8 protein-coding genes and 1 pseudogene are annotated in these 9,309 nt (G+C 40.3%); 7 read left to right on the top strand and 2 right to left on the bottom strand.

What is annotated here, in order from left to right; translation table 11 throughout:
* Positions 1-264 precede the first annotated feature (264 nt).
* From napA to F3G88_RS05550, 7 genes are read left to right on the top strand one after another with little or no spacing between them, the layout of a single operon-like run.
* Entirely contained in the window at positions 265-3,045 is a 2,781-nt protein-coding gene (napA, locus tag F3G88_RS05580; RefSeq protein WP_149715580.1) for a nitrate reductase catalytic subunit NapA, read from the top strand.
* A gap of 11 nt (positions 3,046-3,056) precedes the next feature.
* A complete protein-coding gene (napG, locus tag F3G88_RS05575; protein ID WP_228027415.1) occupies positions 3,057-3,815 on the top strand; it encodes a ferredoxin-type protein NapG in 759 nt (252 codons plus the stop codon).
* Positions 3,812-4,603 carry a quinol dehydrogenase ferredoxin subunit NapH gene (gene napH / locus F3G88_RS05570; protein ID WP_149715579.1) on the top strand — a complete coding sequence of 264 codons (792 nt, stop codon included), beginning with the start codon at positions 3,812-3,814 and terminating at the stop codon, positions 4,601-4,603. The genes napG and napH overlap by 4 nt, the downstream gene beginning before the upstream one ends.
* Positions 4,600-5,127, top strand: coding sequence for a nitrate reductase cytochrome c-type subunit (locus F3G88_RS05565; protein WP_002939541.1), 528 nt, complete (start codon positions 4,600-4,602; stop codon positions 5,125-5,127). The genes napH and F3G88_RS05565 overlap by 4 nt, the downstream gene beginning before the upstream one ends.
* Positions 5,127-5,594, top strand: coding sequence for a 4Fe-4S dicluster domain-containing protein (locus F3G88_RS05560; protein ID WP_149715578.1), 468 nt, complete (start codon positions 5,127-5,129; stop codon positions 5,592-5,594). The genes F3G88_RS05565 and F3G88_RS05560 overlap by 1 nt, the downstream gene beginning before the upstream one ends.
* Complete coding sequence (locus tag F3G88_RS05555; RefSeq protein WP_103648054.1) at positions 5,591-6,526, top strand: WD40 repeat domain-containing protein; 936 nt, start codon at positions 5,591-5,593, stop codon at positions 6,524-6,526. The genes F3G88_RS05560 and F3G88_RS05555 overlap by 4 nt, the downstream gene beginning before the upstream one ends.
* Positions 6,523-6,864: a chaperone NapD gene (locus F3G88_RS05550; protein ID WP_002939660.1), complete on the top strand. Its 342-nt coding sequence runs from the start codon at positions 6,523-6,525 to the stop codon at positions 6,862-6,864. The genes F3G88_RS05555 and F3G88_RS05550 overlap by 4 nt, the downstream gene beginning before the upstream one ends.
* A 403-nt stretch (positions 6,865-7,267) precedes the next feature.
* Here the strand turns inward: F3G88_RS05550 and F3G88_RS10730 are convergent, their stop codons facing one another.
* Positions 7,268-7,708: a methyl-accepting chemotaxis protein gene (locus F3G88_RS10730; protein ID WP_410369037.1), complete on the bottom strand. Its 441-nt coding sequence runs from the start codon at positions 7,706-7,708 to the stop codon at positions 7,268-7,270.
* A 759-nt stretch (positions 7,709-8,467) separates the two neighbouring features.
* A pseudogene (locus tag F3G88_RS10725) lies at positions 8,468-9,151 on the bottom strand (cache domain-containing protein); the annotation flags it as partial.
* Between the last annotated feature and the right edge of the window lie 158 nt (positions 9,152-9,309).

Genomic DNA, 9,309 nt, shown 5'->3' with positions numbered 1-9,309 from the left:
TTACATTTCTACTCAGCTATTTAAATAAATTTATAATTTATTTTTTTAAGATTTACTTGTAAAATCCCTATAAATATGTAGAAAAATTGCTTTAAACTATCGCATCATCTCTTTTATAAAGGGCTATTTATATAAATTTTCTTAAACTAATATGTAATTTTATGTTTTAAGTTTATTAAAAAATTTATCTATGTAAATCAGGGGTAAATAAGTTTAATGAGGATAATATCTATTAAATTTGTTTAAATCTTTTAAGGAGAAAAAATGAATCGACGAGATTTCATCAAAAGTGCTGCAGCTAGTGCTGCTTGTGCTAGTGCTGGCATTGCTGTGCCAAGCTCGCTAAGTGCGGCAAACGAAGCTGAAAAAGGCTGGCGTTGGGATAAGGCTGCCTGTAGATTTTGTGGAACTGGATGTGGCATCATGGTTGCTACAAAAGAGGGCAAGATAGTAGCTGTAAAAGGCGATCCAGAAGCACCAGTAAACCGCGGTCTAAACTGTATCAAAGGCTACTTTAACGCTAAGATCATGTACGGCGAAGATAGGATCACTCATCCACTTTTACGTGTAAATGAAAAGGGCGAATTTGACAAAAAAGGTAAATTTAAGCAAGTAAGCTGGAAGCAAGCATTTGACGTGATGGAGGCTCAGTTTAGAAAGACTTATGATGAGCTTGGACCTCACGGCGTTGGCGTGCTTGGCTCTGGTCAATACACTATCCCAGAGGGCTATACAGCTGTTAAGCTTATGAAAGGTGGCTTTAGAAGCAATAGCATCGATCCAAACGCAAGACACTGTATGGCAAGTGCGGTTCTTGGTTTTATGCAAGTTTTTGGTATCGATGAGCCATCAGGCTGCTTTGATGACATCGAGCTAACAGATACCATCATAGCTTGGGGCGCAAATATGGCTGAGATGCACCCGATCCTTTGGGCGCGCGTAAGCGATAGAAAGCTTAGCGATCCTGATAGAGTAAAGGTCGTAAATTTAAGCACCTACTCAACTAGAACATCAAATTTAGCCGATATAGAGATCATTTTTGCTCCGTCATCTGACCTTGCTATCTGGAACTACATCGCTCGTGAGATAGTCTATAACCACCCAGAGATGATAGACGAAGAATTTGTCAAAAAACACTGCGTCTTCACAGCTGGCCCAGTTGATATCGGATATGGTCTTCGTCCAGACATCCACCACAAAAAATATGCTCCAAGCGAGCTAGATACAGCTGCGACTGAGAAATCAAAGGTGCTAAGCGAGGCTGAGGGCGTTACGCTTTCTTATCTTGGTCTAAAAGCTGGTGATACGTTAGAAAACAAAAACGCTGCAAAGGCTGGCGATCACTGGCAAATAACATTTGAAGAGTTCAAAAAAGCTCTTGCGCCTTACACACTTGACTTTACAGCTAAGGTAGCAAAAGGCGATCCAAACGAAGATATCAATGAATTTAAGAAAAAATTAAAAGCACTTGCTGATCTTTACATCGAGAAAAATCGCAAAGTCGTTAGCTTCTGGACTATGGGCTTTAACCAACACCAACGCGGCACATGGGTAAATGAGCAAGCTTATATGGTGCATTTCTTACTTGGCAAGCAAGCACTTCCAGGCTCAGGCGCCTTTTCTCTAACTGGCCAGCCAAGTGCGTGCGGAACAGCAAGAGAGGTTGGAACATTCGTTCACCGCTTGCCAGCTGATATGGTTGTCGGCAATCCAAAACACAGAGAGATCACTGAAAAAATTTGGAAACTTCCTGCTGGCACACTAAACGGCACTCCAGGCTCACACTATGTAAAAATGATGCGTGATCTTGAAGATGGCAAGGTTAAATTTATCTGGGTTCAAGTAAATAACCCATGGCAAAACACTGCAAACGCAAACCACTGGATCAAAGCAGCTCGCGAAATGGACAACTTCATCGTCGTAAGTGACCCTTATCCAGGAATTTCTGCAAAAGTAGCTGACCTTATCCTCCCAACTGCGATGATCTATGAAAAATGGGGTGCATACGGTAATGCTGAGAGAAGGACACAGCACTGGAGACAGCAAGTACTCCCTGTGGGCGAAGCGATGCCTGATATCTGGCAGATGCTTGAGTTTAGTAAGCGCTTTAAGCTAAAAGATGTTTGGGGCGAGAAAAAGCTAAATGACAAAGTAACACTTCCAAGCGTGCTTGAAGCTGCAAAAGCTATGGGATATAGCGAAGAAGATACGCTATTTGACGTACTTTTTGCAAATGAAGATGCTAAGAAATTTAGCGCAAACGATCCGATCATGGAAAACTATGACAACACTGAGGTCTTTGGTGACAGCAGAAAAGTGATCGGCTCTGATGGTAAAGAATTTAAAGGATATGGATTTTTCATCCATAAATATCTTTGGGAGGAGTATAGAAAATTTGGCGTTGGCCACGGCCACGACCTAGCTGACTTTGACACTTACCACAAAGTAAGAGGTCTAAGATGGCCAGTTGTTGATGGCAAAGAGACTCAGTGGAGATTTAATACTAAATTTGACCCATACGCTAAAAAAGCTGCTCCAAATGATAAATTTGCATTCTACGGCAACAAAAACGCAGCCCTTCCAACAGGCGATCTAAAAGGTGTGAAAAATCAAGAGAAAACTCCTCTTGCAAACAAAGCAAAAATTTTCTTCCGCCCTTACATGGATCCATGCGAGATGCCAAGCAAAGATTATCCATTCTGGCTATGTACTGGCCGTGTTCTAGAGCACTGGCATACAGGCACGATGACTATGCGTGTTCCTGAGCTTTATAGAGCTGTTCCAGAGGCACTTTGCTACATGCATGAAGATGACGCTAAAAAGCTTGGCGTGCTTCAAAACGAGATCGTTTGGGTCGAGTCACGCCGCGGCAAGGTAAAAGCTAGAGTAGATCTAAAAGGTAGAAATAAGCCGCCAGTAGGACTTGTCTATGTGCCTTTCTTTGACGAAAACGTATTTATAAATAAAGTCTGCCTTGACGCTACTTGCCCGATCTCAAAAGAGACAGACTATAAAAAGTGCGCGGTTAAAATTTACAAGGCGTAAAAGTGGCTGATATGGAATTTTCAAGTAGGCGAGAAGCTTTGAAATTTGGAGCTAAGGCAGCGATCTTAGCTCTTGGCGGAGGCTTTATATGGTCGCTTAGTGCCAAAGCCTCACCGCTTATACTTCTTAGACCGCCTGGTGCGAAAGCGGAGAAGCAGTTTTTGAAAAGCTGTATTAGATGCGGGCTTTGTGTAGAGGCCTGTCCATTTGATACGCTAAAGCTTGCTACTCTTGAAGATGGTATAAGTGTCGGTACGCCTTATTTTGAGCCTAGAAAAATTCCTTGTCATATGTGCGAGCATATCCCTTGCGTGCCAGCCTGTCCGACTGGTGCGCTGGATGCAAATTTAGTAAGCACAGCTGGCAAACTAGACATAAATAAAGCCAAAATGGGCGTTGCAGTGGTCGATATGAAAAACTGCGTGGCATACTGGGGCATACAGTGCGACGCTTGCTACAGATCCTGTCCGCTCATAGACAAAGCCTTGTATCTTGAGTATCGCCGCAACGAAAGGACGCAAAAGCATGCGTTTTTGCTCCCAGTAGTTGATAGCGATATCTGCACAGGATGTGGCGTGTGCGAGCGAGCCTGTATCACCGAAAAAGCAGCCATTACCGTGCTAAACCGTGAAGTCGTGCTTGGTAAAGTTGGCGATAACTACGTCAAAGGTTGGGTAAAAGAAGATGAAAGGCGCGTGGATGATGCCGACAGCAAGATAAAGCTCGACATCAAAAAGGCGACTGACTATCTAAATGGTGGTGAGCTATGAAATTTTTAATCTTAAGACGAATAACTCAAATTTCTATCCTAGTGCTATTTATCCTAGGAAATGTTTATGGAGTTAAGATACTTAGCGGAAATTTAAGCTCATCTTTGCTTTTTGGACAAATTCCACTAAGCGATCCATTTGCGGTGCTTCAAATTTTACTAGCAGGCTTTAGCGTAGGCATAAATGCAGTAATTGGCGCGATCATCGTCTTTGCATTTTATGCGCTCGTCGCTTCTAGGGCATTTTGCTCGTGGGTTTGCCCAGTAAATTTACTAACTGACATTGCTTACAAGCTAAGAGAGAAATTTGGCTTTAAGGGTGAGAAAATTTTAAACGTAAGTAAAAATTTGCGCTACTACTTGCTAGCGCTCACTCTTATCTTAAGCCTAGCTCTTTCGCTGCCAGCATTTGAGAGCATTAGCTTTGTTGGCATCATTCAGCGTGGCATCATCTATGGCTCAGTTAGCGCCATTGGTATTGCTATTGGCATAGTTGCCTTTGATATGTTCGTGCTAAAGCGTGGAATTTGCTCACACGTCTGCCCGCTTGGTGCATTTTACGCGGTGATATCAAAATTTGCTCTCATCAGAGTAAAACACGACGCAAATGCTTGCACAAAATGTATGAAGTGCAAGCTCGTCTGCCCAGAGGTGCAAGTGCTAGATATGATCGGCAAAGAGAGCCGCGCGGTTAGCTCAAGCGAGTGCATAAGCTGCGGTAGATGTATCGACGTTTGCGGCGACGGGGCGCTAAATTTTAGTATTAGAAATTTAAGGAGAGAAAAATGAAAATGAAAATAATGGCGCTTGGAGCACTATGCGCTGCCTTTTTAGCGGCATGTGCATTGAATAATCCAAGCATTAGCGATTCGCAAATCGGCCTTAGAAATGTCGATTTATTAGATGATAAAGACGTTGTTTTAAAAGACATCAACTACACAAAAGAGCCAGCCGGTATGGCAAAGAGATTTGATAGATCTTTTGAAAATGCACCTCCGTTTATCCCACACGACACTGAGGGTTTGGTGCCTATCACAAAAGATTCAAATATGTGCGTAACCTGCCACATGCCTGAGTTTGCAAAAGATAGCGGAGCTACTCCTATCCCAGCTTCTCACTTTTATGACATCAGAAACAAAAAAGATCTTGCAGGCAAGCTTGATGATGAGAGATATAACTGCACAACTTGCCACGTCGAGCAACAAAATGGCGTAACTCAGCTTGTTGGCAATAAATTTAAGCCTGACTTTAGAGATAAAAACGGCTCACATAAGTCAAATTTACTAGACGTTTTAAATGACGGCGTTAAGTAATGCAAAGCAGGCGCGAGCTAATTAGTAAAATTTTGGGGGCAAAACCTGCTCCCAAATTTATAGATCCACCATTTTTTAGCGGAGAATTTGACTGCGCTGGCTGTGAGGCTAGCTGCGTAAGTGCCTGTGAAAAAGAGCTTCTTAGCTTTGAAAATGAAAGAGTTGTTTTTAAAGTTAAAAAGCTAGGCTGCGACTTTTGCGAAGAGTGCGCGAAAGCTTGTCAAAGTAGCGGTCACGCGACGCTAAATTTAAGCTCACCAAAGAGCATAAACGCAAAGGTTAGCATCAATGTCGCTAGCTGCCTAGCGTGGAATGACACGATTTGCTACAACTGCCTTGATGCTTGTAAATTTAAAGCGGTTGAGTTTCTTGGTGTTTTTCGCCCTATAATCAATCAAAATTGCGTAAGCTGCGGCGAGTGCTTTGATGTTTGTTTTAAAAATTCGCTTGAGATGGAGGCTTTATGAGAGTTTTATTTTTTCTTTTTTGCTTGCTAAATTTTATCTTTGCAAATGAGATCACAACGCCTATTAAAGAGATAGAAGCTAGTGCAAATGTGCTTGGCACCACGCTGATAAATGGCAAACTTTTTATCGCAACTGATGGTGGCACGGTTGAAATTTACGATCCAAAAGAGTCTAAATTTAATGAGATCATCAAAATGGATGATATAAAAACCTACGTTAGCGACCATGAAAGGCCAAAAATTTTAAATGTCGATGAGCTAAATGGCAAGATGCTCATCCTAAGCGAGGGCGACTATGCTACAAAGGTGCTTTATCTAAGAGAAAATGGGCAGATAAAAAGCATAAAAATGGCTAATCAAGCGATAAAAAAGGCTCTATTTTTAGATGATGAGCACGTCGCTCTTGCCTCGATCAGCAATGAAATTTACTTTTTAAACCTAAAAAGTGGCGAAATTTATGATAGTTTTAAGATCTCTATCGCAATGCTCTCAGACATGGAGATAAGCGAAGATAGAGGCACGCTAGCGATCGCTTGTGAGAGTGGCAAGGTCTATTTTTACAACGTTCGCACTAAAAAGATGGACAAAATTTTAGATATCCACACTGATAATATCTACGACATCGCCTATAAAAATGGCGTCATGATCAGCGGAGGCACCGACAGGATCGCTGGCATCTTCTCAGCTGGGACGCTAAAAAAGATAAATACTGGCTTTTTGGTCTATGGCGTGGGGCTTAGTAGTGACGGCAAGATCGCAGCTTATATGAGCGATGAGATGAGCGATGTAAATTTGGTTGATAGCGTCACTTTGGATAAGATCGCGATGCTAAAAACTGGTCAAAGCACGATAAATAGCATAGTTTTCATAAGCGACAACGAGGTAGTAACCTCTGCTTATGAGAAGAAAATTTTATTTTGGAGAGTTAGATGAATATTTCAAGCCTGATAGTCTATACGGATAATAAAAATGAGAGCGTAAAAGGCGAGATAAGCAAGCTAAAAGAGTGCGAGATCATCACTGACGCAGAAGATAGGATCGTGGTGGTCGTTAGCTCAGAGAGCATCGAAGATGAGATCAGAGTTTTTAAGATGATAGAGGGCATTAGCGGTGTGGTAAGCGTAGCGATGGTTTATAGCTACCAAGAAGACGCTCAGGAAAATAGAGAGAGGCTTGAAGCAAACGGCAAGATAAGCGAAATTTTAACAAGCGATGACGTAAAAGCCGAAGATATCGCATACGGCGGTAGCGTGCACTATAAGGTGAGGTGAAATTTAATTTAAAGCAATAAATCGCATGCAGTGCAAAGCACTAAAGCATGCTACCTATAACGTCGTCGGGGTTGGGGGATTGTTAAGGGGGAAGGGAGCTCTTTTGCTTCGCTAGCTCGCAACTGCAAGCAGACCGTAATTCAAGCCTCTTTCCCCTTAACAAAGAAATAAACATTTAAATTTAATTAGGTTGCTTTGCAAATTTTAAAATTTTATTCACTCGCAAGAATTGACTACTAAAATTTGGCTTCGCTTATCGCTTAGCTTAATTACTCATTCATAAATTTTAAAATTTGATAGATAACTCTTGAGTGTTAAATTTGAAATTTAGAATTTAAAAAGATTAAACCCCAACCCAGCTTAAACCAGGTTGAAATTTATGAAGATTTATGAAGTAATTTGATTAAAATTTATTCTTTCTTACTTCACTTACTATTGTCTTAGCCATGTTATCAACATCGCTTGTTACTTCATTAGCTCTATTAGCAATTACAACGTTTTCTTTTGTTAGATTATCTATTTGAGCAACTGATTGATTTATCATATTTATACCTTCACTTTGCTCTTTTATTGATTCACTCATCTCATTTATTGATTGAGCTAATACATTTGTATTTGCTTCTATCTCACCAAGTGATTTTTGAGTTCTTTCAGCTAGCTTTCTTACTTCATCAGCAACAACTGCAAATCCTCTACCATGCTCTCCTGCTCTAGCTGCTTCTATAGCAGCATTAAGTGCTAGAAGGTTTGTTTGATCCGCTATATCTCTAATGATAGTTATGATGTTTTTAATTTCATCTGATTGTCTTATAACATCAGCTGTCTTTTGAGAGATGGCATTCATTGAGCTAGACATTTGCTCAACTGCAGCAGCAGATTCTTGTAAGCTATTTGCTTGAGTGCTAGCACCTTGTGTAAGCTCTTTCATAGCTGAAGCCAAAGTTGTAGCTTTTTCTTCAAGCATCTTGGCATCATTTAAATTTGAGTTTAGCATAGTGCAAATTACTTCACCCATATTTGATACTCCAAGTATCATAGCTTTTAGATCGGCTTCTAGCTCTTCATTTATCTCAACCTTTGCTGTAAAGTCGTTTTTAGTATATGAGCTAAGAACATTTGTTATGCCCTTTAAATTTGCCGAGATAGATGTAAAGAATTTATTTAGTAGCTCTTTTAGTTCATTTAGTGATGGGTTGTTTGGAGTTGAGCCTATCTTTGCTCCAAGGTTTCCTTTGATCATTAGATTTGCTACCTTATTTAGCTCATCTATCATAGTGCTATCTTTTTTGATACCAGCTACGACTTTATCGATGTTTTCATTTATAGCTTTACTCATCTCACCAAATTCATCATTTGATCTTACCTCTAGTTTGCTTGGTGCTTTTGCTTCGTAAGTTACAAATTTAAATAGATCATCAAGCTTAGACTGGATAGTTTTTATAGGGTTAAGAGACTTTTTAAGTAAGAAATAGACAAATGCTGAGAGGATAACGATAAATAGCACTGCTAGGATTAGCTGGATCTTTAGGAGGGGCATAGTATTTGACGTAAATACATCTTTTTGCATGGCAGTTATAGCCAGCCAGCCACGATCGTTTAGCTCTATGAAGTCAGCATATCTATCCTCGCCCTTTGTGTTTTTATAAGCGATGAGACCATTTTCATTAAATTCTTTATTTTTATATCTATTAATTAGACCTATCGTAGTTGGATTATCTTTGCCGACTAGATCTTTGTCAGGGTGGATGATGATCTTGCCATCTTTATCTACTACGTAAGCATAACTATAATCAGTCTTGCTGATACTCATGATCTCTTCACTGAGACTTGAAATATCAGCATTCATGGCAGCGACACCTTTATTACCGATAGGTGCTGAGAACGCTATCATCATGGCATTTGAGCTTGATGATTTGTAAGGATCAGAAAAAGTTGCTTTTGAGCCTTTTGCGATCTTATACCAGTCTCTTGTTCTTGGGTCGTAGCCATTGTCTTTTGGCATCTCATTCTTACCATTTGAGCGGTACATCGCACCATCACTCTCATATCCAACAAAAATTCTCTCTATCTCAGGAGATACGATTAGCTTTGTTGTGCTTAAAATTTCATTTATCTGGCTTCTATCCTCTAGCTTTTCTAGCCTTTGGGCGATGCCATTTGCGGCATGTGTATTCTCGTCAAAAAATGTATTCATAGCGTTTTTTACATCTTTTAGAATTTGACGTTGAGATTGGATGACTAGCTCGATGGTTTTATTTTGGGCGGTGTAGTAGCTAGCGGCCGACATAGCCACAAACGATATACATAGAGCAACTATTAGCATTAGTGCTATTTTATTGGTGATTGACTTCACACGAATTCCTTTACATATGATTTACATTGTCGCAATATCGGCTAGTTTAAAAAGAATTGTATAGCTGTTTAAAAAATTTTTCTTTAAAAATA

Origin of the sequence: Campylobacter concisus, assembly GCF_902460675.1 — a bacterium.
GTDB classification, from domain to species: domain Bacteria; phylum Campylobacterota; class Campylobacteria; order Campylobacterales; family Campylobacteraceae; genus Campylobacter_A; species Campylobacter_A concisus_AJ.
The sequence above is the reverse complement of the archived record's forward strand: the minus strand, read 5'-3'. Positions and strand labels throughout refer to the sequence as shown.